This is a genomic window from Actinomycetospora chibensis, from assembly GCF_028737215.1.
Classification (GTDB): domain Bacteria; phylum Actinomycetota; class Actinomycetes; order Mycobacteriales; family Pseudonocardiaceae; genus Actinomycetospora; species Actinomycetospora chibensis.
This window is the reverse complement of the sequence record NZ_JAQZAM010000013.1, coordinates 62,694-85,331: the sequence shown is the minus strand read 5'-3', so window position 1 is coordinate 85,331 and position 22,638 is coordinate 62,694. Positions and strand designations below refer to the sequence as shown.

At 73.5% G+C, this 22,638-nt stretch carries 19 protein-coding genes and 1 tRNA gene; 8 read left to right on the top strand and 12 right to left on the bottom strand.

Going from position 1 to position 22,638, the window contains the following annotated elements; genetic code table 11:
• Positions 1–7: 7 nt before the first annotated feature.
• Positions 8–715, bottom strand: coding sequence for a 50S ribosomal protein L25/general stress protein Ctc (locus tag PH189_RS20210; RefSeq protein ID WP_274190632.1), 708 nt, complete (start codon positions 713–715; stop codon positions 8–10).
• A gap of 173 nt (positions 716–888) precedes the next feature.
• On the opposite strand from PH189_RS20210, the gene PH189_RS20205 reads away from it, so the two are divergent.
• On the top strand, positions 889–1,536 hold the full coding sequence (locus PH189_RS20205) for a class I SAM-dependent DNA methyltransferase (protein ID WP_274190631.1): 648 nt from the start codon (positions 889–891) through the stop codon (positions 1,534–1,536).
• Between the two features lie 282 nt (positions 1,537–1,818).
• Here the strand turns inward: PH189_RS20205 and PH189_RS20200 are convergent, their stop codons facing one another.
• From PH189_RS20200 to PH189_RS20185, 4 genes are all read right to left on the bottom strand, one after another.
• On the bottom strand, positions 1,819–2,310 hold the full coding sequence (locus PH189_RS20200; protein WP_274190630.1) for a class I SAM-dependent methyltransferase: 492 nt from the start codon (positions 2,308–2,310) through the stop codon (positions 1,819–1,821).
• Positions 2,311–2,320: 10 nt separating this feature from the next.
• The gene (locus tag PH189_RS20195; protein ID WP_274190748.1) at positions 2,321–3,292 is read right to left on the bottom strand and encodes a ribose-phosphate diphosphokinase; all 972 of its coding nucleotides are present in this window, start codon (positions 3,290–3,292) and stop codon (positions 2,321–2,323) included.
• An 8-nt stretch (positions 3,293–3,300) separates the two neighbouring features.
• Positions 3,301–4,785, bottom strand: a complete 1,485-nt coding sequence (gene glmU / locus PH189_RS20190) for a bifunctional UDP-N-acetylglucosamine diphosphorylase/glucosamine-1-phosphate N-acetyltransferase GlmU (RefSeq protein ID WP_274190629.1) — start codon at positions 4,783–4,785, stop codon at positions 3,301–3,303.
• A gap of 121 nt (positions 4,786–4,906) precedes the next feature.
• Positions 4,907–6,604, bottom strand: coding sequence for a GGDEF domain-containing protein (locus tag PH189_RS20185; protein WP_274190628.1), 1,698 nt, complete (start codon positions 6,602–6,604; stop codon positions 4,907–4,909).
• Positions 6,605–6,809: 205 nt separating this feature from the next.
• Between PH189_RS20185 and PH189_RS20180 the strand changes: the two genes are divergently transcribed.
• Positions 6,810–7,625: a phosphatase PAP2 family protein gene (locus PH189_RS20180; protein ID WP_274190627.1), complete on the top strand. Its 816-nt coding sequence runs from the start codon at positions 6,810–6,812 to the stop codon at positions 7,623–7,625.
• Here the strand turns inward: PH189_RS20180 and PH189_RS20175 are convergent.
• Entirely contained in the window at positions 7,550–8,971 is a 1,422-nt protein-coding gene (locus PH189_RS20175; protein WP_274190626.1) for an MFS transporter, read from the bottom strand. The genes PH189_RS20180 and PH189_RS20175 overlap by 76 nt on opposite strands.
• A 50-nt stretch (positions 8,972–9,021) precedes the next feature.
• Positions 9,022–10,059: a carboxylate--amine ligase gene (locus tag PH189_RS20170; RefSeq protein ID WP_274190625.1), complete on the bottom strand. Its 1,038-nt coding sequence runs from the start codon at positions 10,057–10,059 to the stop codon at positions 9,022–9,024.
• Between the two features lie 277 nt (positions 10,060–10,336).
• Between PH189_RS20170 and PH189_RS20165 the strand changes: the two genes are divergently transcribed.
• Positions 10,337–11,272 carry a glycosyltransferase family A protein gene (locus PH189_RS20165; RefSeq protein WP_274190624.1) on the top strand — a complete coding sequence of 312 codons (936 nt, stop codon included), beginning with the start codon at positions 10,337–10,339 and terminating at the stop codon, positions 11,270–11,272.
• A 14-nt stretch (positions 11,273–11,286) separates the two neighbouring features.
• Here PH189_RS20165 and PH189_RS20160 read toward each other — a convergent pair whose 3' ends face one another.
• The 4 genes from PH189_RS20160 to PH189_RS20145 form a co-directional block, all read right to left on the bottom strand.
• A complete protein-coding gene (locus PH189_RS20160; RefSeq protein WP_274190623.1) occupies positions 11,287–12,249 on the bottom strand; it encodes a heparin lyase I family protein in 963 nt (320 codons plus the stop codon).
• Between the two features lie 122 nt (positions 12,250–12,371).
• Positions 12,372–14,390 (bottom strand): lipopolysaccharide biosynthesis protein, encoded by a 2,019-nt coding sequence (locus PH189_RS20155; protein ID WP_274190622.1) that lies wholly within the window; start codon positions 14,388–14,390, stop codon positions 12,372–12,374.
• 256 nt (positions 14,391–14,646) lie between these two features.
• Positions 14,647–14,717: transfer RNA gene (locus tag PH189_RS20150), tRNA-Gln, on the bottom strand.
• Positions 14,718–14,827: 110 nt separating this feature from the next.
• Positions 14,828–15,820 carry a heparin lyase I family protein gene (locus tag PH189_RS20145; RefSeq protein ID WP_274190621.1) on the bottom strand — a complete coding sequence of 331 codons (993 nt, stop codon included), beginning with the start codon at positions 15,818–15,820 and terminating at the stop codon, positions 14,828–14,830.
• 586 nt (positions 15,821–16,406) lie between these two features.
• On the opposite strand from PH189_RS20145, the gene PH189_RS20140 reads away from it, so the two are divergent.
• The 5 genes from PH189_RS20140 to PH189_RS20120 are packed head-to-tail and all read left to right on the top strand — an operon-like array spanning position 16,407 to position 22,017.
• Positions 16,407–18,164 carry a sugar transferase gene (locus PH189_RS20140; protein ID WP_274190620.1) on the top strand — a complete coding sequence of 586 codons (1,758 nt, stop codon included), beginning with the start codon at positions 16,407–16,409 and terminating at the stop codon, positions 18,162–18,164.
• 1 nt (position 18,165) lies between these two features.
• Positions 18,166–19,437, top strand: coding sequence for a class I SAM-dependent methyltransferase (locus PH189_RS20135; protein ID WP_274190619.1), 1,272 nt, complete (start codon positions 18,166–18,168; stop codon positions 19,435–19,437).
• Positions 19,434–20,255, top strand: coding sequence for a glycosyltransferase family protein (locus tag PH189_RS20130; protein ID WP_274190618.1), 822 nt, complete (start codon positions 19,434–19,436; stop codon positions 20,253–20,255). Before PH189_RS20135 ends, PH189_RS20130 begins: the two co-directional genes overlap by 4 nt.
• Before the next feature lie 3 nt (positions 20,256–20,258).
• Entirely contained in the window at positions 20,259–20,933 is a 675-nt protein-coding gene (locus tag PH189_RS20125) for a PIG-L deacetylase family protein (RefSeq protein ID WP_274190617.1), read from the top strand.
• Between the two features lie 58 nt (positions 20,934–20,991).
• Positions 20,992–22,017 (top strand): NAD-dependent epimerase/dehydratase family protein, encoded by a 1,026-nt coding sequence (locus PH189_RS20120; protein WP_274190616.1) that lies wholly within the window; start codon positions 20,992–20,994, stop codon positions 22,015–22,017.
• Positions 22,018–22,060: 43 nt separating this feature from the next.
• Here the strand turns inward: PH189_RS20120 and PH189_RS20115 are convergent, their stop codons facing one another.
• On the bottom strand, positions 22,061–22,609 hold the full coding sequence (locus tag PH189_RS20115) for a dTDP-4-dehydrorhamnose 3,5-epimerase family protein (protein WP_274190615.1): 549 nt from the start codon (positions 22,607–22,609) through the stop codon (positions 22,061–22,063).
• Between the last annotated feature and the right edge of the window lie 29 nt (positions 22,610–22,638).

Genomic DNA, 22,638 nt, shown 5'->3' with positions numbered 1-22,638 from the left:
GGGCAGGTCAGCTCTCGTCGGCGTCGGAGGACGAGGCCTCGGCGCCCCCGCCGGACCCGTCGCCGGAGGCGGCCTCGGAGGACTCGCCGGTCTCGGCGGCCTCGTCCTCGGAGGCGTCCTCCTCGACGCCGGCACCCTCGGCGTCGATCTCCTCCTCCATGGCGGCCTCGGTCGGCGCCTCGGTGACGTTGACGACCAGGATCTCCGGGTCGGTCACGAGCTCGGCGCCGTCGGGCAGCCGGATGTCACCGGCGTTGATCTGGGTGCCGATCTCGGCGTCCTCGATGACGACCGTGATCTCCTCGGGGATGTCGGTCGCGTCGGCCTCGATGGTCAGCGTGTCCTCGTTCTGGAAGACCAGCGTGCCCGAGGCGGCCTCACCCAGGATCACGATGCGGACGTCGACCTGGACCTTCTCGCCGCGCCGGACGAGCACGAGGTCGACGTGCTCGAAGAAGCCCTTGATGGGGTCGCGGACGATGCTCTTGGCCAGCGCCATCGGCGGCTGACCCTCGAGGCCCGTGATGGTCAGCAGGGCGTTGCGCCCGTTCTCGCGCAGCACCGCGGCGAACTCGACGGTGTCGAAGGACAGGTGCACGGGGTCGGTGCCGTGTCCGTAGAGGACGGCGGGGACCTTGCCGGCGCGACGCGTGCGGCGCGCGGCACCCTTGCCGAACTCGGTGCGGGTCTCCGCGGCGATGCGGGTGTCGGCCATGGTGCGTCTCCTGCGGTTCGTCCTGGGTCGGCGCGCCGCGCGCGGCCCACCCGGACGCCCGGGACGGCCGCACCGCGTCGATGACGGTCGGCTCTCGAGAGCCGACCCTCGCCGAAGTGCGTGGTCCACGATACCGGTGGACCCGTCGGAGCCCGCTCCTAGGGTGCGTGGCCGTGGACGAACCCGCGGACCGCGCCGCGACGCGTGCCGGATACGACGCGATCGCCGAGCCGTACGCCGAGGTGTTCGGCGCCGAGCTCGCCCGCACGGTGATGGACCGCGCCGTCGTCGGGGCGTTCGCCGAGATGGTGGGGGACGCGGACGTCCTCGACGCGGGCTGCGGGCCGGGCGAGGTGGCTGCCCACCTCCACCGGCTGGGTCCGCGGGTCCGTGGGATCGACCTGTCGCCCGCGATGGTGGCGCTCGCGCGGCGCGCCCACCCCGGCATCCCGTTCGAGGTGGGCGACATGGCCGCCCTCGACGTCGCCGACGGCGCGCTCGGCGGGGTCGTGGCGTGGTATTCGATCATCCACATTCCTCCGCCCGAGCTGCCGACTGTCGTCCGCGGGTTCCACCGCGTCCTGCGCCCCGGCGGCCACCTCCTGCTGGGCTTCCAGATCGGGGACGACGTGTCGCATCACGACGAGGCATTCGGGCACCGGGTCTCGCTCGATTTCCGCCGCCTGCAGCCCGACGACGTCGTGGCACTCCTCGAGAGCACGGGCTTCGAGGTCGTCGCCCGCGTGGTGCGCCCGCCGGAGCCGGACAGCGCCGCGTCGAGGACGCCCCGGGGCGCGGTCATCGCCCGCCGGCGCGGCTGAGGTTCGTCGAGCGAGGGGCGCCTTCGCTGCGTCCCACGCAGTCGGGGTGACCCTCGCTGCGTGCGAGGTCGTCAGGGTGCGCGGAGCGAGGGGCGCCTTCGCTGCGCACCACGCAGGCAGGGTGACCCTCGCTCCCACGACCCCGGTTCCCGCCGACGCGCGCTCAGGGCGTCGCGACGCCCCGGTAGAGGTACGACATCGGCCCCGGGCCGCGCAGGCTCTCGTGCTCGAGGTCGGTGACGGTCAGGCCGGCGTCGCGGACGAGGACGTCGATCGGGCGGGTCAGGTGGCAGCCGGCGACCAGGCGCTGCTGGAGGCCGTCGAGGCGGTGCTGCCAGCGGGCGGTCGACGGGTCGGGGAGAGGCCGTGCTCGAGGAACAGGAACACCCCGCCGGGACGCAGGATGCGGCGCACCTCCCGCAGCGCGCGCTCGACGTCCGGGATCGTGCAGAGGGTGAAGGTGCTGACGACGGTGTCGGCCGTGGCGTCGGGCAGGTCGAGGTCCGCGCCGTCGAGCCCGACGTGCTGCACCGGGATCGACGCGGCGGCGATCCGCCGCGCCCCGAGTCGACGGGCCACCGCCGAGGGCTCGACGGCCCGCACCGAGGTCACCGCGGCCGGGTAGAGGGGCAGCGTCGGTCCGCTGCCGAAGCCGAGCTCGACGACCTCACCGCGCGCCCGCTCCACGGCCCGGGCGCGCACGGCCCGGACGTCGGCGGTCCCGAGCGCGAGGTCGGTGAGCCGTGGGACGACGTGCTCGCTCCACAGGCCCATGGCGACCAGGCTAGGCGTTGCCGTCGAAGAGGTTCGTCACCGAACCGTCCTCGAAGACCTCCTTCACCGCGCGGGCGATGATCGGCGCGATCGACAGGACGGTCAGCGACGGGAAGCGCTTGGAGTCCGGGATCGGCAGGGTGTTCGTGATGATGACCTCGCGGGCCCCGCAGGTGGAGAGGCGCTCGACGGCAGGCCCGGAGAGCACGCCGTGGGTGGCGGCGATGACGACGTCCTTCGCCCCGTCCGCGAGCAGGGCCTCGGTGGCCTTCGCGATCGTGCCGCCGGTGTCGATCATGTCGTCGACGAGGATGCAGGTGCGGCCGGTGACCTCGCCGACCACGCGGTTGGCGACGACCTCGTTGGGCTTGGTCTTGTCGCGGCTCTTGTGGATGAAGGCCAGCGGGACGCCACCCAGCATGTCCGCCCACTTCTCGGCGACGCGCACGCGACCGGAGTCGGGGGCGACGACGGCGAGCTCGTGGTCGGCGTAGGTGTCGCGCAGGTGCTCGGCGAGGACCTTGTTGGCCAGCAGGTGGTCGACGGGACCGTCGAAGAAGCCCTGGATCTGGTCGGTGTGCAGGTCGATCGTCATGATCCGGTCCGCGCCCGCGGTCTTGAGCATGTCCGCGACGAGGCGGGCCGAGATGGGCTCGCGGCCGCGGTGCTTCTTGTCCTGACGGGCGTAGCCGTAGAACGGCACCACGGCGGTGATCCGCTTGGCCGACGCCCGCTTCAGGGCGTCGATCATGATGAGCTGCTCCATGATCCACTGATTGATGGGATCGGTGTGGCTCTGGATCACGAACGCGTCGGAGCCGCGCACCGACTCCTCGAAGCGGACGAAGATCTCGCCGTTGGCGAAGTCGTACGCCTGCTGGGGCGTGATGGTGACGTCCAGCTCCTTGGCGATCTCCTCCGCGAGCTCCGGGTGTGCCCGCCCGGAGAAGAGCATCAGGCTCTTCTTCGGGATCGACGACATGCTCACGGTCACGGGTCCTCCTGCTCGTGGTCGTCCGAGCCGGCGGCCCGGGTGGCGGCCTTGCCGGCCTGCTCGGCGGCCTGGGCCGCCGCGGTGCCCGGGCGCTTGCGCCCGACCCAGCCCTCGACGTTGCGCTGCGGCCCCGAGGACACCGCGAGCGCGCCCGGCGGCACGTCCTCGCGGACGACGGTGCCGGCACCGGTGTACGCCCCGTCGCCGATGCTCACGGGGGCGACGAAGGTGTTGTCGGAGCCCGTGCGCACGTGGGAGCCGACGGTCGTGCGGTGCTTGGTGACGCCGTCGTAGTTGACGAACACCGAGGACGCCCCGATGTTGCTGCCCTCGCCGATGGTGGCGTCGCCGACGTAGGTGAGGTGGGGCACCTTGCTGCCCTCGCCGATGTGGGCGTTCTTGACCTCGACGAACGTGCCGATCTTCCCGCGGGCGTCGAGCTCGACTCCCGGGCGCAGGTAGGCGAAGGGCCCCACCGAGGTCTCGGGCCCGATGCGCGACGACGAGCCGTGCGTGCGCACGACGGCGGCGCGCGCGCCGACGACGACGTCGGTGAGCGTGGTGTCGGGCCCGACCGTGGCGCCCTCGGCGACGGTGGTGCCCCCGTGCAGCTGTGTCCCCGGGTGCAGGGTGACGTCGCGCTCGAGGCGCACGCCGACGTCGACCCAGGTGCTCGTCGGGTCGACCACCGTGACCCCCGCGCGCATCCAGCGCTCGAGCAGCCGGCGGTTGAGCTCGGCGCCGAGCGAGGCCATCTGCACCCGGTCGTTGACGCCGGCGACGAGCCACGGGTCGGCGGTCTCCACCGCGCCCGCCCCGCGGCCGGAGTCCGCGGCGATCGCGACCACGTCGGTGAGGTAGAGCTCGCCCTGCGAGTTGTGGGTGGTGAGGTGCCCGAGCGCCTCGCGCAGGAAGGCGAGGTCGAAGGCGTAGACGCCCGAGTTCACCTCGTTGATCGCGAGCTGCTCGAGCGTCGCGTCGCGGTGCTCGACGATCGCACTGACCTGGTTGGCCTCGTCCCGGACGACCCGCCCGTAGCCGCGCGGGTCGTCGAGCTCGGCGGTCAGCAGCGTCACCGCGTAGCCGCCGTCGACGTGCTCGGCGAGCAGGGCGCGCATGGTGGCTGCGTCGAGCAGGGGCACGTCGCCGTAGGAGACGAGGACGGTGCCCTCGAGGTCGGCGGGCAGCCGGGCGATGCCGCAGGAGACGGCGTGCCCGGTGCCACGGCGGCGGTCCTGCACGGCGGTGACGACCTCGCGGTCGAGCTCCGCGGCCAGCCCGATCGTGTGGGTGCCGACCTGCTCGCGCTCGTGCCCCACGACCACCACGAGGTGCTCGGGGGTGGTGCCCGCGGCGGCGTGCACGGCGTGCCCGAGGAGGCTGCGGCCACCGACCGGGTGCAGCACCTTGGGGGTGGCCGAGTGCATCCGGGTGCCCTCACCGGCGGCGAGGACGACGACGGCGGTCGGGCTCGGCGGCATCGGCTCTACTGGCTCCCACTCGTGCGCGGGCCGGCCCCGGGTCCGGGGCTCGTCGCGCCCGATCCTACGACCGCCCTCTCGCGCGGGGATGGGGGCGTGCGCCCGAGGCCCCCGGGGCGGCTCAGGACCGGCTGCCGGACGGGGTCACCTCGTGCACCCGGACCGCATCCCCGCCGGCCCGTTTGACCGCGTACATCGCCGCGTCGGCCCGGGCGAGGACCTCGGTGGCGTCCTCGCCGGGACGGGCGGCGACGACGCCGACGGACAGGGTCACGACGTCGCCACGGCCCCGGGGGGTCGAGGTCCCCCGGACGTCGTCGCCCCCGGTCGGCAGCGCCGCCACCGCCGCTCGGGCGCGCGCCATCGCCGCCCCGGCGTCGCCGGCCGCGGTGTCGGGGAGGACGACGACGAACTCGTCGCCGCCGTAGCGCGCCACCAGGTCCGGTGCCCGCAGCGACGACCGCAGCGCCGCCGCCACCCCGCGCAGCACCTCGTCGCCGCGGGCGTGGGAGATCGCGTCGTTGATCTGCTTGAAGCGGTCGACGTCGATCATCACGACCGCCGGCCCGGGGCCCGTCCCGCGCAGGGCCGCGGCGGCGAGGGCCTCGTCGAGGAAGCCGTCGAGGGCCCGGCGGTTCGGCAGGCCGGTCAGGGGATCGGCGAGCGCGAGCGCCGCCACCTGGCCGTGCTCACGGCTGAGCCGGTCGTGCGCGAGCCGGGTCTGCAGCGACAGCACGCGCGCCTGCTGCAGCGCCCACAGCTCGGCCTCGAGGTCCGCGGTGTAGTCGCCGAGCGCGGCCTTCGCCGCGCGGTTCGGCGGGTCGCACGACACCGCGAGCAGCGTCCGGAGCCGGGCGAGCTCCCGGGTGACCGAGAGCATGAGGCTCTGCTCGCCGCGCGGGGGGCGGGCGCGCACCTCGGCGAGCAGGGTCGCCGCGGCGCCCGCGTCGCCGGCCCGCTCGAGGGCGCGGGCCCGGGCGATGTGGACGAGGAGCCGATCGTGGTGCGACGGCAGGAACGGCACGCGGGCGAGGGCCAGCGCGTCGTGCCGCGCGAGGTGGCGCTCGACGGTCGTGGCCGCCGGGCCCGGCGCGTGGCGACCGAGGACGCCCGCGGCCCGCAGCAGGGGACGCTCGACGGCGCTCGCGCCGCGGCGCATCCCGTCGGCGGCGTCGGCGGCCGCACGCAGCCGCTCGGAGCCGTGGTGCCCACCGCGCTCCAGGCGCAGGCCCCACGACAGACCGACGCGCACGTGCTCGTACCCGGGGCCGCGGTCGTCGGAGAGCGCGTGGGCCTGGTCGAGCAGCGTCTCCGCCAGGTCGTGCAAGCCCAGCGACACGAGCGTGCCGGCCGCGAGGCGACGGGAGCCCTGCACGTTCTCGCGGTGCTCCGCGACGGTGGGGGCGTGGTCGACGAGGACGGGCTCCTCGAGGTGCGACAACGCCGTCGACACCGCCGACAGGGCGCGGTCGTCGTCGGCGTCGAGCATCGCGCGGCGCGCCAGCAGCATGTGCGCGTCGGCGGCGAAGAGCGTCAGCCCGTGGTCGGCCACCAGCGTGAGGAGCTCGTCGATCAGCTCGTCGAGCGCGGGGCCGGAGGCGACGTGACCGGGGTCGGCGGCGAGGACGATGCGCGCCACCAGGGTCTGGCGCAGCAGGAGCGCCCGCAGGCCCGGGTCGCACGGGCGGGCGGCCGTCGCACGCAGGACGGCCTCGAGCGTGGCCAGGCTGCCCTGCGGGTCGGGGCACGGGACGCGCGTGGCCGTGAGGGTGGCGGCGCTGGCGCGGCCGACGAGCTCGGCGCGTGCGGGCGCGCGCACATGCGGTCGCTCCGGTGCGCTCGTCGTGCCTCCCGGGAGCATCGCCACCTCCGGCGTCCCGGGACCCCCGTCGGGAGTCCTGATTCGGACGATCGGACGAACGGCCGCGCCGAGAGGCGACGCAGCGCCGAACGTCGGAGGCCACTCTCCTACGTGGCGGGGAGGCGCCTGAACCCACCCCGGTGATGAGGCATCCTCGATCACCATGGCGCGCTCGTCCCCGGGATCCGCGCGGTCGCTCGTCGACCGTGACGCACCCCTGATCCGTGACCACCTGCGCGGCCGTGCGGCCGTGCTCGCGGCCGTCGCGGCGACGGCCGTCGCCGCCCTGGCCTGGCGCTACGCGGGTGACTCGGACGGCGGGCGCACCGACCGGCAGCTCTCGGGGCTGCTCGAGATGCGGCAGGGGACGGCCCGCGCGGTCGGGCAGGGGTTCGCGGCGCTCGGCGGCCCCGCGCCCGTCGTCGTGGCCCTGCTCGTGCTGGCACCGCTCGCGTGGTGGCTGCGCGGGGGGCGCGGGCTCGCGCTCGTGCTGGCCGGCCCGCCCATGGCGATGGTGACGACGTCGCTCGTGCTCAAGCCGCTGGTGGAGCGCACGCGCGGCGACGACCTGGCCTTCCCCAGCGGGCACGCCACCTCGGTGGGCTCGCTGGCGGTGGCCGGCGCGGTCCTGGTGCTGGGGCTGCCCACCCTGCCGCGCGCCCTGCGCCTGCTGACGGTCGGCGGGCTCGCGGTGCTCGTCGGGACGGTCGTCGCGTCGCTCGTCGGGCGCGGCTACCACTACCCGACCGACACGCTCGGCGCGCTCGGCGTGGCCGTGGCCGTCGTGCTGGTGATGGCCCTCGCCGTCGACGCCTGGGCCGACGTCGTCACCGACCCCGGCCCGGACCCGCGTGCGTTCGATCCCCGCGAGCGCCCGACCGACGTCCTGCCCCCGCTCGACCCTCAGCCGGACGCGCGGGCGAGCTCGCGGGCCTCCTCGTCCGAGGTGGCCGCCGGGTTCGAGCCCGCCAGCGGCTGACTTCCCGGTTCCCGCAGGTAGCGCACGGCGACGAGGCCGACGACGGCCGCGAGCATCAGGTACACCGCCGGCATCACGAGCACCCCGGTGAGGGCGATGAGCCCTTCGACGATGACCGAGGTCGTGCCGCCGAAGACCGAGACCGCGACGTTGAAGGTGATCGCGAGCGACCCGTAGCGCACGCCGGTGCTGAACAGTGCCGGCAGCGTCGAGGGCATGGTGGCGTTGAAGCACACCATCGTCAGGCCGAGCAGGAGCAGGCCCGCGAGCACACCGGGGATGGACCCGGTGCGCATCAGCAGGAAGGCCGGGACGGCGAGCACCACGAGCATGAGGCAGCCGGTGAGGATGATCGGCTTGCGCCCCACGCGGTCGGAGAGCTTGCCGAGCACGGGCACGACGGCCAGGAGCACGAGGAACAGGACGATCTGCAGGACGTGCGAGGTCGTCGTCGTGAGCGTCGGCGCCCCGTACTCGCCGAGCGTCTCCGTGAGGTAGGTGGGCACGACCGTGGTGAGGGTGTAGTTGGTGACGTTGAAGACGATCACCAGGCCGCCGCAGACGAGGACCGGCTTCCATCCGTGGCGCGCCGCGGCGCGGAAGAACTCACGGAACGACTGCTGGCCCTGCTCCTCGGAGGACTCCGAGAGCTGGGAGAACGCCGGGGTCTCCTCGAGGCGGTAGCGCAGGTAGAGCCCGATCATGCCCATCGGCAGGGCGAGGAGGAACGGGATGCGCCAGCCCCAGCTCAGGAGCTCCGGGGAGTCCTCGCCGAGGACGGCCTGGAGGACGGTGACGACACCGGCACCGAGCAGGTAGCCGGTGATCGTGCCGAACTCCAGGAAGCTCGCCAGGAAGCCCCGGCGCCGGTCGGGCGCGTACTCGGCGACGAACGTCATCGCCCCCGCGTACTCCCCGCCGGTGGAGAAGCCCTGCAGCAGCCGGCACAGCAGCAGCAGGAGCGGCGCCGCGAGCCCGATGGAGGCGTAGGTGGGCAGGACGCCGATCCCGAAGGTGGCGACCGCCATGAGGAGCATGGTCGTGGCCAGCGTCTTCGTCCGACCGATGCGGTCGGCCAGGGGCCCGAAGAAGAGCCCGCCGAAGGGCCGCGCGAGGAACGACGCCGCGAACAGGGCAGCGGTGATGACCGGACCGCCCGCGGTGCCCGGCGGCAGGAACACCACCTGGATCGTCGTCTCCAGGTAGGCGTAGACCCCGAAGTCGTACCACTCGGTGACGTTGCCGATGCCCGAGGCCGTGACGGCCCGTCGGACGAGGCTCGGCGGCGTCACGGTGACGCCGTCCACGGTGTGGGGCCCCTCCGGGGCCGTGTCACGGCTCGACATGGCCGTGCGGATACCCGACGGGGCGGACGTTCTCCCCTGCTCGACGGGGCTCAGTGGGCGGCGCGGTCCGGGGCCGTGGGCGTCTTGTCCGGCGTGATCCCGGAGCCCAGGCGGGCCAGGAACGGGCGCGGGTCGGACGCGTCGAACGTGGCGAGGACCCGCGAGGAGAGGTAGGGCCGCAGGCCGCCGAGCGGGGCGAGCCGGCCGTCGCGCCAGCGCGTGGTGAGGATGCGCGGGTCCTTGAACTCGTTCACCCAGTGCACACCCTCGCGCCACGGGGTCTGCGTCGGCACCACGCCGTCGACGAGGTGGCGGTAGGTCAGCAGCGGGAAGTCGACGCCCGCGCGGACGGCCAGGCGCCCCGACATGTTCGGGCGGCCGTTGACCTCCATGAGGTAGTAGCGCCCGTTGCGCTCGTCCTGCTTGAACTCGACGTTCGCGAAGCCCTCGATGCCCATCGCGGCGACGATCGCGCGGCCCGGCTCGACCACCTCGGGCACGCGGCCGCTGACGACGGCGCAGGGGTAGCCGAAGTCGGACGGCGAGAGGCGCAGCTTGCGCGACGTCATCTCGACGCGCGGCTCGCCGTCGACGACGTAGACGTTGTAGTTGACCCCGCCGGTCTCCGGGCCGGGGATGAGCTCCTGGACCATCGTGCCGATGGCGAGCGCGTGCGCCTCGCCCCACGCGGTGCGCAGCTCGTCGGGGGTGTGCACCCGCTTCATCTTCACGCCGAAGGCGCGGTTGTAGCGGTAGCTCTCGGCCGGCTTGACCAGGCACGGGAAGCGCAGGTGGCCGACCAGCGCCTCGAGCTCCTCGTGCGAGGTCGGCGACGCGGTGCGCGGCGCCTCGACGCCGGCGCGGTCGGCGATCTCCGAGGTGATGCGCTTGTCGAGGAAGCCCTGGGCGACGCCGTCGGTCGCGCAGGCGACCGTGTGCCGCGCGGAGAGCACGTCGTGGTGGGCGGCGACCGCCTCGAGGCTCTCGTCGGTCGTGGGCACGATCAGGCCCGGCCCGTACTCGTCGGCCAGGCGCAGCAGCGCCTCGACGTACTCGAGGGTCCGGTCGGCGGGGTCGGGCACGGTCACGCAGGCGGCGATCCGCCGGGAGTGCCGCGTCGTCTCCCGGGGTGTCGTGACGACCGAGACGACGGGGACACCCGCTCGGCCGAGCGAGCCGACGACAGCCAGCCCTGCTTCGTACCCACCGAGTACATAGGCGGGCGTGCGGGTGAACCTCGAGGCGGTTCGATCCGGGCGCATAGGCCGAAAGAGTAGAGCGGGGCGCATTCCACGTCCGAGCGACCCGACCCCGGGGGGTCGGACCCGAGCGGGGGGCGTCCGTTCTGCCCGCTAATCTCGTGTCGTGGCCCCGCTCCCCGGACCGCAGTTCACGGTGTTCACCGCCTCCTACAACCGCGCGCACACGCTGCCGCGGGTCTACGCGAGCCTGAAGGCGCAGACCCTGCGTGACTTCGAGTGGCTCATCGTCGACGACGGCTCCACCGACGGCACCGCCGAGCTCGTGGCGGGGTGGGCCGCCGAGGCGGACTTCCCGATCCGCTACCTGGTCCAGGACCACGGAGGGAAGCACAAGGCCGCGAACCTGGGCGCCCGCGAGGCGCACGGGGAGCTGTTCCTCCCGCTGGACTCCGACGACGAGTGCCGGCCGGAGGCGCTCGAGCGCTTCGCCGCGCACTGGGCCGGCATCCCGGAGTCGCAGCGCGCCTCGTTCTCGGCGGTCACCGCGCTCTGCGACGATCAGCACGGCGAGATCGTCGGCTCGCGCTTCCCGCGCGACCCGACCGACTCCGACGCGCTGGAGATCCGCTACCGGTACCACGTGACCGGCGAGAAGTGGGGCTTCCAGACCACGGCCGTGCGCCGGGAGTTCCCGTTCCCCGAGGTCGACGGCCAGCCGAACGTGCCCGACGCGATCGTGTGGAACCGCATCTCGCGCTCCTACCGGACGCGGTTCGTCAACGAGGTGCTGCGCACCTACCACGTCGACGGCAACGACTCGATCACGCAGCAGAGCCGGTCGTCCGCGGTGTGGCGTGCGCCGGCGTTCGCGCTGCGCTGGCGCGTCACCCTCAACGAGGAGCTGGACTGGTTCCGCCACGACCCGCGCTGGTTCGTGCGCGCCGCGGCGAACTACTCACGGTTCTCGTGGGACCAGGGCCGCTCGTTCCGCGACCAGGGCCGTGACCTGACCAGCCCGAAGGCCCGCCTGCTGCACGCCGCGACGGCCCCGCTGGGCTGGGTGCTGCACCGGCGCGACCGCGCCGCCGCGGCGGCCTGACGCCGGCCTGGTCCTCAGACCTTCTGGCGGCGACGCACGACGACGACCGCCGCGACGACGATCGCGATGAGCGCGAGCGTGCCGGCGGCGAGGCCGGTCCGGAGGCCCGAGTCGGACCCGGTGGACTCGTCGGGCGAGGCATCGGGGCTGCCCTCGCTGGACGCGGCGCCCTGGTCGACCATCGCGGAGTCGACAGCCGCGCGCGTGCGGCCCACGGCCACGTCGTCCATCGTCAGCTCGGCCCGATCGGTGAGGTCCGTGGAGCGGTAGAGCCCGACCTTCATGTAGTCGCCGTCGTCGTAGAGCGTGCCGTCCGGCGGGTGGAACGCCGTCACGGTGCGGCGGCCCTGGGACCACACGTCGACCGTTCCGGTGTCCGGGTTCCGAGAGAACACGATCCGCACGATGATGTCGATCGGGTCGCCCGGCCGGATGCGGGCGATCGGCTGCTCGTAGCGCTCGTTCCGGTTGTCGTCGCCACCGGTGATCATGAGCTGGCCGCTCTGGATGGCGATCGCCACCGGCGGCGAGCCCTCGTCGCCGTAGTGGTGCCACTGCATGAAGATCTGGAAGCGGTCGGCGTCCACGGGGAAGTCGTCGGCCAGCTGGCCGCGGTACCCGTAGTAGTAGACGTCGCCCTCGCGCCCGTCGGGGACGCGCGGCAGGAGCTCGCTGCGCTGTTCGCCGCCGTCGAGGGAGAACCGCAGGGCGCTGCCGTGGCCCGTCGGGGAGGAGACCTCCCGCGGGGCGCCGTCCTGCTCGTTGTAGTCGTTGCGGTTGAACGACCCGAGCATGTCGCCGCCGGTGTCCGCGCGCCAGATCAGCGGGTTGCCCCCGGGCGGGCTCTGCTCGTCGGCGAGGGCGGGCGGCGCGACCAGCGCGACGAGCACGGCGACGATCGCGGTGGTGAGGGCGGCGACGACTCGCCGCTTCCGAGTCTGCGCCCGGGTCCGTCCACCGTGGCTGTTGACCGTCACACCGCTCCCGGATCGTCCGTCGGATGAGCCGCGAGGGGCGCCCCGTCCCGATGGGTCACCGCACCTCCCGGCTCGATCGACAGTACCTGGACAGGGTGAAGGCCCGGTCGGCTCGACCGCGCTCAGGAGCCGTCGTGACGGGAGCGACGCACGATCTGCAGCGGCTCCGCGTCACGGTCGTGGCGACCGTCACGCCGCGCGTGCGCGGGGTGGCCCGGGCGCGACCGCCCCGGGCCCCGCCCGTCGGCCTGGCCGTTGGAGTGGCCGTCGGCCTGGCCGTTGGAGTGGCCGTCGGCCTGGCCGTTGGCGTGGCCGTTGGAGTGGCCGTTGGAGTGGCCGTTCGTCTGGCCGTTGGTCGACGGCGCCACGGGGGCCAGGTAGAGCCGCTCGGTGACCGCGACGGCCCAGGGGGGCGCGGTCTCGACGCCCTCCCCCGACGCGATGAGCACGGTGGGGGCGTCGAGCGCGTTCCACTCGGGCGCGTCCGGGCCGGAGGAGCCCGACGGGAGGGCCTCGGTCGGGGCCCCGATGACGGTCGGGACGGCCGCGGTGGGCACGACCTCGGGCTCCGGCTCCGGGACGGCGGCGTCGGAGCCCGTCCGGCGCTGGGGGCGGCGCAGCGCCGACCGCACCCCGGAGGCGAGCTCGCGGCTCACCGAGGGGGAGAGGATGCGCAGCAGACCCAGGTAGAGGCCCAGGAAGACGAGGACGTCGACCAGGAGCAGGCCGAGCCCGATGACGATCGGGCGCCCGTCGGAGCGGAAGAAGCCGTTCTCGAGGACGAAGGTGGCGCCCATCGCGGCGACCCCGGCGACCAGCACCGGGAGCAGGACCTTGAGGGCGTCCCCGACGCGGACCCCGGCGACCCGCATGCCGATGACGATCGCCAGCGTGCCCGCGCAGAGCGCCTCGGCCGAGGCGGCCATGCCCACGCCGAGCAGCCCGAGGGTCGGCAGCAGGATCACCAGGGCGGTGATGCTGACCACGAGGCTGGTGCCGGTGACCCAGTTGAGCAGGCGGCTGCGGCCGGTGCCCTTGATGGACTCCTTGCCGATCGAGCCGAGCGCCATCCCGGGTCCGTAGCCGGCCATGCCCATGAGCACCAGGCCCGCGCCGCGCCACTGCTCGCCCAGTGCGACGACGACCAGGGGCTCGCCGATCGCGACGAGCAGCGCCCCGGCGGGCAGCGAGGTGACCCACAGCGCCGTCATCGCCCGCAGGAAGCCCCGGCGCAGCCGGCCCGCGTCCTTGGCGATGCGCGAGAACGCCGGGAAGAGCACGTAGGAGGCGATCTGGATGATCGCCGTGCCGGGCAGGGCCGCGATGCGCCGCCCGTAGCGGTACATGCCCAGCGAGGCCTCGCCGAGGATGCGGCCGGTGAGGCCCGCCTCGGCGAACTCGCGGCCCTTCTGGGCGAACTCGCTGGCGATGAGGGGGAGGGCGAACCGCGCCATCTCCCGCCAGATCGTGAAGCTGAAGTGCCCACGGCCGGGCCACCAGCCCGCGAGCCACCAGGTGAGCACCAGGGTGACGATCTGCGAGGCGTACAGGGCGATCACGAGGCCCCAGACGCCGAAGCCGAGCGCGGAGAGCGCGATCGCGGTGGCCGCGAACGTCACCGCCGTCGACGGGTTGACGATCATCCGGCGCTTGAAGTTGAAGCGCCGCTGCATCAGCCCGTCGGGCACGTTCGTCAGCGCGTGGATGGTCAGGACCGCGGCGGTGGCGGCGCAGACCGCGCCGGCCACGTCCCCGCCGAAGAAGGCCCCGATCAGCGGGGAGACGGCGAACGCGATCCCGGACATCACGATGCCGTTGATCAGCGTCACCCAGAACACGGTGTCCGCCGCGTCCTCGAGGTTCTTCTCCCGCTGGATCAGCGCCGCCCGCAGGCCACCTTCGGAGAACGTCACGAGGAAGTTGGTGAGGATCGACCCGGCGGTGAAGGCTCCGACCTCGGCCGGGCTGAGCAGGCGGGCGACCGCCAGGGTCTGGATCAGCGAGATCGACTGTGTGACGACCAGGACGATCGCGGAGATCTTCGCCCCGCGCTGGAGGGTCTTCGAGAGCTTGTCGACCGACGGCTGTGCCGTCGCCTCGGCGGTTCTGTCCGCCGTGCCGGGCTGCTCGGGGCCGCTCATGCGGTCGGAGGGGTCACTTCTCCGGCGCCGGGTGTCGGGGGACGGCACCGGCCCGGGGACACGCCACCCACGAGCGCAGTCGTCGGTCCGACGTACCGACGTGGGGAGCGGGGCACGAGCGCAGCGTATCGAAGCGGACACGCGGCACGTCCCGCGGTGCGCTCACGATCGGGCTTGACCATGCCGCGACGTCATCGTTTCTGCTCCACCTCGACCAGACCGATCGGCCGGACGAGAGGAGCCCCGTGGGCCGCTGCTCCGCCGCCTGGATTCGAACCAGGATCATCGGAACCAAAATCCGAGGTGTTGCCCTTACACCACGGCGGATCGTCGCCTGCGACGGTGACCATGGTGACACGCAGGACCCGGCGCCCGGCGCGCGCGGTGACCGGGTCGTCGCGCCGGAATCCCTGGTCGGGTGCGGGTCGGTCCGGCGCTCAGCGCCGGGTGCGGGCGTCGCGGCGGGTGGCCACGAGCAGGAGCACGACCGCGACGAGCAGCACCCCGGCCACCCAGGTGACGGCGTCGTCGTCGCGGTCGGCGGCGGTGCCCGACGGCGAGGCCTCGACGGCGGGGTCGTTCGAGGCGTCCCCGTCCTCGCCGGCGGTCGCCGAGCCCGTGCCCGTGGGGGCTGTGGGGGAGACGGAGGCCATCGTGCGTCCCACCCGCAGGTCGTCGACCCACAGCCGACCGCCCTCGTCGATCGCGGTGGCCCGGTAGAGGCCGACCTTCAGGTAGTTGGCGCCGTCGAGCATCGTCCCGGCCGGAGGCCGGTGGCCCTCGAGGACGGGACGGCCGTCGCGCCAGATGTCGACGGCGCTGCGCTGGGGGTCCTGGGAGAACGCGACACGCATCGTGACGTCGAGGCGGTCGCCGCCCCGGACCGGCCCGAGATCCTGGAGGTTCTCGCCCTCCGTGGCCAGCAGCAGCCGGCCCTGCTTGATCTCGAGGGCGAGGGGCGGCGAGCCCGAGTCGCCGGTGTGGTGCCACTGCAGGACGACCTGCCAGGCCTCGGTGTCGGTCGGGAAGTCCCGCGCCAGCCCGCCGCGGTACGTGTAGAACCACACGTCGCCCTCGACCTGGTCGGGCACGCGGGGCTGGACCTCGCTGCGCTGGTCGCCGCCGTCGAGCCGGAACTCGAGAGCCTGGCGGCCCGGCGCCGTGGGCGAGGCGATCTGGCGGGGCGCGCCGTCCTGCTCGTTGTAGCCGTTGCGGTCGAACGCGGCGAGCACGTCGCCGACGGCCGGGAGCTCCCAGGTCGCCCGGTCGGAGCCGGGGGCGTCGGGCGCGGCGGCGGCCACGGGGGCGCCGGCGCCGAGCAGGGCGGCGAGCAGGGCGGTGACCGCGACGACGGAGCGGGCGGCGCGGCCGGTGCGACGGGGAACGCGACCGTGCCGGGTCGCCCGGCGGGCGACGGCGTCGTAGGGCATCGGGGCGCTCCTCGTCTGGCGCGGTCGGGGTTGCGTCGACCGGGAGCCGAGCACGGGGTCGATCGCAGGGTCGATCACCCGGTCGATCACTGGGTCGATCACTGGGTCGATCACCGGGTCGATCACCGGTGATCGACGTCGACCACGGGCCGAACCCGGACGAAACCGGCGAGGTGGTTCGTCCGGCGGCACCATACCGAGCAAGGCGGTGCCCCTTCCGGCGGTACCGGCGACGGTCCGTCGCGCCCGGTCCGTCCCGTTCGTCCGGGAACACGGTGGTGTCGCCGGCGATCGGCCACCGTGACCGTCGGGAGCGCGTTCGGGGCACCCGCGCCGCCCGGGCTGCTCCGGGCGTGCGGCAGGATGCCCCGGACGGTGGCGGCGCGTACCCGGGCCGGGGTTCTCGACCGTGGCCGTGCCCCGCCCGGTCCAATCCTGAGCGACATCGGCGTGACCGCGCCGGTGGCGATTCGTTGATCCGGACGGCACCGGAGGTGGGGTGCCGGCGGCTCGACGGAAATTCGGGTGAACGGCCACGCAACCTCACCGCGGCCCTGGGCGTCATACGTCGAGCGGAAAGGTGTCCATGGCCGACGAGGTGCTACGAGTGGGTCCGCCCACGCGTACGACCCACGACGGGGGCGACGTGAAGAACGGACAAGCACGGATCGAGGAGCAGGCGGGGTCGTCCCAGGCGGACGGCCCGGCCGGCGTGCCCCTCGATGCTTCGACCGGGGCCACGACCGGGACCCCGGTCGGGACCGGGATCACGCGCGGGATCGGCGGCAGGATCGACCCCAGGATCGACACCCCGATGTCCCCGGGCCTCGACACCGGGATCGAACCCGGCGTCTTCGTCGAGCCCGCGCCGACAGCCCCGGGCTTCGTACGCATCTGGGAGGACGAGGGCCCGGAGCAGCCCGGCAGCGTCGCGGTGGCCACGAGCTGGCAGCTGAAGTTCGCGCTCGCCGTGGCCGTCTCCGACCTCGCCACCCTCGCGATCTGCGTCGTGCTCGGCGCGTTCGTCGGCTTCGGTGAGGGCGTCGGCCCGCAGAGCTCGGACCCGTGGGTCCTCGGCGGGGTGGCGGGCGTGCTCGTCACCCTGGCGATCGTCGCCTGCCGGGCCTGGGACCCGCGCACGCTCGGCCAGGGCGCCGAGGAGTGGAGCCGTCTCATCCGCGCCTTCGTCTCGGCGGCGATCGTGCTGGGCCTCGGCGGCCTCGCGATCGAGCGCCTCGGCGTGCGGCCCTGGGTGTTCGGCGTCCTGCCCGTCGCCGGCCTGCTGGCGATGGCCGGGCGCTACATGCTGCGGCGCTGGCTGCACCAGGCGCGCAAGCGTGGCCGCGGGATGCTCCCCGTCCTCGCGGTGGGCACCGAGCAGTCGGTGCGCGACCTCGTGGAGCGCACCCGGCGCGTGCCGCACATGGGCTGGGTCGTCATCGCGGCCTGCACCCCGACCGGTCTCGGCGAGGAGGGGCAGGGCCACGTGGCCGGCGTCCCGGTCATCGGCGACCTCGACGACCTCTCCACCAGCGTGGGCAGCGGGCGCTACGGCGTCGTCGCCGTCGCGCCGACCCCGGGCTGGAGCCCCAAGCGCCTCCACCGTCTGGCGTGGGACCTCGAGGGCACCGGTTCCGAGCTCGTCGTCGACCCGGGCCTCATGGAGGTCGCCGGGCCGCGCCTGCACGTCGCGCCCGTCGACGGCCTGCCGCTGCTGCGCCTCACCGAGCCACGCCTCTCGGGCGTGCCGCGGGTGTTCAAGCTGATGTTCGACCGCGTCACCACCGCGGCGATCCTGCTGCTGCTGGCGCCGGTGTTCGCGGTCATCGCGTTCGTCGTGAAGCTCGACGGCGGGCCGGTGTTCTACCGCCAGACCCGCGTCGGGCAGCGCGGCAAGACCTTCCAGATGATCAAGTTCCGGTCGATGGTGCCGGACGCCGACAAGCTGCGCGAGGACCTCGTCGCCGGCACCAACGACGGGTCCGGCCCGCTGTTCAAGCTGCGCAAGGACCCGCGCGTCACCCGCATCGGCCAGCTCCTGCGGCGCTACTCGCTCGACGAGCTGCCCCAGCTGTTCAACGTCATCGGCGGCTCGATGTCGCTGGTCGGACCCCGCCCGCCGCTCCCCGGCGAGATCGAGGTCTACACCGACGCCGCCAAGCGCAAGTTCCTCGTCCGCCCCGGGATGACCGGGCTGTGGCAGGTCAGCGGCCGCTCCGACCTCTCCTGGGAGGAGTCGGTCCGCCTCGACCTGCGGTACGTGGAGAACTGGTCGCCCGCCATGGACCTGGTGATCATGTGGAAGACGGTCTCCGCGGTGTTCCGCGGCGACGGCGCCTACTGAGATGGACCGAGTGGACAACAAGATCATCTGCCGGCTCTGCGGCTCACCGGACCTGACGAGCTTCGTCGACCTCGGTGCCACCCCGCCGTGCGAGCTCTTCCTCACGGCGGACGCCCTCGAGGCGCCGGAGCAGACGTTCCCGCTGCACCCCCGTGTCTGCGCGTCGTGCCTGCTCGTGCAGCTGCCCCCGCTGATCGACCCCGACGAGACGTTCACGGAGTACGCGTACTTCTCGTCGTTCTCGACCTCGTGGGTGGACCACGCCCGCCGCTTCGTCACCGCGGCCACCGAGCGCGCCGGGCTCGGTCCCGACTCGCTCGTGGTCGAGGCCGCGAGCAACGACGGCTACCTGCTCCAGCACGTCGTCGCCGACGGGATGCGCGCGCTGGGTGTCGAGCCGAGCGCCAACGTCGGGCAGGCCGCCCGCGACAAGGGCGTGCCGACGCTGACGGCGTTCCTGTCCCCGGAGACCGGCGCCTCGGTCCGCGCGGAGAACGGGCCGGCGGCGCTCGTCGTCGCCAACAACGTCTACGCGCACATCCCCGACCTCGTCGGCTTCACCCAGGGCCTGCGGGCCATGGTCGCCGACGACGGCTGGGTGTCGATCGAGGTGCAGCACCTGCTCACGCTGATGCGGTACCGGCAGTTCGACACGATCTACCACGAGCACTTCCAGTACTACACGCTCGGCACGGCGCAGAAGGCGCTGCGCTCGGGCGGCCTGGAGCTCGTCGACGTCGAGCTCGTGCCCACCCACGGCGGGTCGATCCGGTGCTGGGCGCGGCCCACCGAGGTCGGCCAGGGCCCGTCGCAGGCCGTCGCCGACGTGCTTGCCGAGGAGACCGCGGCCGGCCTGGACACCGTCGAGGGTCACGCCGGGTTCGCCCGCGAGGTCTCGCGCATCCGCAACGACCTGATGCGCTTCCTGGTCGACGCCGCCGACGCCGGGAAGACCGTCGTGGGCTACGGCGCGCCAGGCAAGGGCAACACCCTGCTGAACTACTGCGGGATCCGCCCCGACCTGCTGGCGTACACGGTGGACCGGAACCCCTACAAGCACGGGCGCTACACCCCGGGCACGCGGATCCCGATCCACGAGCCCGAGCGGATCGACGCCGACCGGCCCGACTACGTGCTGGTCCTCCCGTGGAACCTGCGGGAGGAGATCACCGCGCAGCTCGCGCACGTGGCCGACTGGGGTGGGTCGCTCGTCTTCCCGATCCCCTCGCTGCAGGTCGTCGAACCCGGGTCTGGCAAGGTCCTGGCACCGTGAAGGTCGTTCTCTTCTGCGGTGGCTACGGCATGCGGATGCGCAACGGGGACTCCGACGCACCCAAGCCCATGCAGATGGTCGGGCCGCGCCCGCTCATCTGGCACGTGATGCGCTACTACGCACACTTCGGTCACAAGGAGTTCATCCTGTGCCTGGGGTACGGGGCCCACCACGTCAAGGACTACTTCCTCGACTACCGCGAGACCGAGTCGAACGACTTCGTGCTGCGCAAGGGCGAGGTCGAGCTGCAGGGCTCCGACATCGCCGACTGGACGATCCACTTCGTCCACACCGGGCTCGAGTCGCCGATCGGCGAGCGTCTGCGCCGGGTGCGCCACCTCGTCGAGGACGAGGAGATCTTCCTCGCGAACTACGCGGACGTGCTCACCGACGCCCCGATCGACGACATGATCGAGACGTTCCGGGGCTCGGACGCCGTCGCCTCGCTGCTCGCCGTGCCCCCGCAGGCCGTCTTCCACATCGTGGACGTCGACCCGAGCGACCGGGTGAACTCGATCTACCCGGTCACCGACATGCGGATCCGGGAGAACGGGGGCTACTTCGCCCTGCGTCCGGAGGCGATCGACTACATCCCCGAGAACGGGGATCTCGTCGGCGACGCGTGCACGAGCCTGGCGAAGGAGGGCCGCCTGCTCTCCTACACCTACGACGGCTTCTGGCAGCCCGCGGACACCCTCAAGGAGCGCAACGCCCTCGAGGCCGCCTACCGGGCCGGCACGCGCCCCTGGATGGTGTGGGAGCGCGAGCCCGAGCGCACGCCGTTGGAGGGCCTCGTCGACGAGGCCCTCGGCCGCTGAGGCATGCGCACGCTGATCCCCGAGGCCCTCGACGAGCTGGTCCTGCTCGCCGCCCACTGCGACGACATCCCGCTCGGCGCGGGCGGGACGGTCCTCACGCTCTGCCGTGCTCGTCAAGCTCTGGGCGCCGTCCCGCCGCTCCGCGTGCGGGCCCTCGTGCTCTCGGGCGGCGGGACGCCGCGGGAGGACGAGGAGCGCGCGGCGCTGGCGGCCTTCTGCCCCGGCGCCGACCTGGCGGTCACCGTGCGGGACATGCCCGACGGCCGCCTGCCCCACCACTGGCAGTGGGCCAAGGAGGCGCTCGAGGAGTTCCGCCGGACCTGCGAGCCCGACCTCGTGCTCGCCGGGCACCGGGGCGACGACCACCAGGACCACCGTGGCCTCGCCCGCCTCGTCCCGACGGTCTTCCGCGACCACCTGGCACTGGGCTACGAGATCCTCAAAGCCGAGCCCGACCTCGCCCAGCCGCCCCTGCTCTGGCCGCTGGAGCCCGAGGTGGTCGCGGAGAAGAGCCGCCTGCTCCACGAGCACTACCCGTCCCAGGTCTCCCGGGCCTGGTTCGACGACGAGGCCTTCTCGGGCCTCGCCCGCATCCGCGGGGTGCAGGCCGGGGTGCGCTACGCGGAGGGTTTCCACCTGACGCGGGCGCTGCTCGGGCCCCCCGTACCGTCACGCTGACGCACTCAGCCAGGATCCGTGCACGCCAGAGTCGGTGCACGAAGGAAGGACGCCCGCCATGCGCGTGCTGCTCACCGGTCACCAGGGCTACCTCGGGACGCTGATGGCCCCGATGCTCACCGAGGCGGGGCACGAGGTCACCGGGCTCGACTCCGGTCTCTACGCCGACTGCGTCCTCGGCGAGCTCCCGGCGCCCGAGCCGCCCGCGCTGGCGGTGGACCTGCGTGACGTCACCGCCGAGCAGCTGCGCGGGTTCGACGCCGTCGTGCACCTCGCGGCGCTGTCGAACGACCCGCTGGGGGCGCTCGCGCCCGAGCACACGTACGACATCAACCACCACGCCTCGACGCGCCTCGCCCGCCTGGCGAAGGACGCCGGCGTCTCGCGCTTCGTCTACGCCTCCACGTGCTCGGTCTACGGGGCGTCGGGCACCGAGGACGTCCTCGACGAGGAGGCGCCGATGAGGCCGGTGACCCCCTACGCCGAGTCGAAGGTGCGTGTCGAGGCCGACCTCGTCGACATGGCGGACGACGACTTCGTCCCGGTGTCGATGCGCAACGCCACCGCGTTCGGCTTCTCCCCGCGCCTGCGCGCCGACATCGTGCTCAACAACCTCGTGGGCCACGCCCTGCTGTCGAACCGCATCCTCGTGATGAGCGACGGCACGCCCTGGCGGCCCCTGGCGCACGCCCGCGACATCGGCGGCGCCGTGGTCGCGGCCCTCGCCGCGCCGGCCGACGTCGTCCGTGCGCAGGCGTTCAACGTCGGGTCGACCGAGAACAACGTGCAGGTCCGCGACATCGCCGACGCCGTGAAGGTCGCGGTGCCCGAGGCCGAGCTGGTGATCACCGGCGAGACCGGCGGCGACCCGCGCTCCTACCGGGTCGACTTCGCGAAGATCGGCAAGTTCCTGCCGGACTTCCGCGCCGAGTGGTCGGTGGCCGACGGCGCCGAGGAGCTCATCCGCGAGTACCGCGCCCGCGGGCTCACCCAGGAGGCCTTCGACCGGCGCTTCACCCGCCTCGCGGTCCTGAAGGACCGCCAGGCCGCCGGCACCCTCGACGGCTCCCTGCGCCCCTCCTGACCCATGTGAGCACTTTCCGCCCCTGTTGGGGGCGGGAATGTGCTCACGTACCGAGGAGGGCGCGCAGGTCGGCCCAGGAGCCGGCGGTGCGGTCGCGCTCCGAGATCGCGGTGACGGGCTCCGGCCAGGCGATCGCCAGCTCGGGGTCGTCGTGCGCGACGGCGAGGTCCTCGCCGGGGGCGTGCGGACGGTCGATGCGGTAGCAGACGTCCGCGACCTCGGTGAGGGCCTGGAACCCGTGCAGGAGACCCGGGGGCACGTAGAGGTGCCAGAAGTCCTCGTCGTCGAGCCGGAACGTCTCCACCCGCCCGAACGTCGACGATCCCGGCCGGGCGTCGACGAGGACGTCGAGCACCGCCCCGTGCGCCGCGCGCACCAGCTTGGCCTCGCCGGCGCCCCGTCGCCCGTGCATGCCGCGCACCGTGCCGTAGCGGGAGCGCGACTGGCTGTCCTGGGCCGCCGGCCCGAGGTCGATGCCGTGCTCCGCGGCGATCGCGGTGTCGAACGTGCGGGTGAAGAGACCCCGGTCGTCGCGGTGGGGCGTCGGGACGAACACCCGGACGCCGTCGATGCCTGCCGTGCGAACCTCCACCCGCCGACCCTCCCATCCCGCCCCCGACG